This is a genomic window from Janthinobacterium sp. BJB301 (assembly GCF_002735685.1).
GTDB lineage: Bacteria > Pseudomonadota > Gammaproteobacteria > Burkholderiales > Burkholderiaceae_D > Janthinobacterium > Janthinobacterium lividum.
Genome location: NZ_PDZJ01000024.1, coordinates 1 through 552, shown reverse-complemented (window position 1 = coordinate 552; position 552 = coordinate 1). Strand labels below are relative to the sequence as shown.

General features: G+C 50.9%; 1 rRNA gene. It reads right to left on the bottom strand.

Annotated features, from left to right (window positions below):
- Positions 1-552, bottom strand: a 23S ribosomal RNA gene (locus CSQ91_RS28445); the annotation flags it as partial.

The following is a 552-nucleotide window of genomic DNA, read 5'->3' as shown; positions in this document are numbered from 1 at the left end:
ATATCCGCAGCTTCGGTGACTGGCTTAGCCCCGTTACATCTTCCGCGCAGGACGACTCGATCAGTGAGCTATTACGCTTTCTTTAAATGATGGCTGCTTCTAAGCCAACATCCTGACTGTTTTAGCCTTCCCACTTCGTTTTCCACTTAGCCAATCTTTGGGACCTTAGCTGGCGGTCTGGGTTGTTTCCCTCTTGACGCCGGACGTTAGCACCCGACGTCTGTCTCCCAAGCTCGCACTCATCGGTATTCGGAGTTTGCAATGGTTTGGTAAGTCGCAATGACCCCCTAGCCATAACAGTGCTCTACCCCCGATGGTGATACTTGAGGCACTACCTAAATAGTTTTCGGAGAGAACCAGCTATTTCCAAGTTTGTTTAGCCTTTCACCCCTACCCACAGCTCATCCCCTAATTTTTCAACATTAGTGGGTTCGGACCTCCAGGGCGTGTTACCGCACCTTCATCCTGGCCATGAGTAGATCACTTGGTTTCGGGTCTACACCCAGCGACTGATCGCCCTATTCGGACTCGATTTCTCTACGGCTTCCCTAT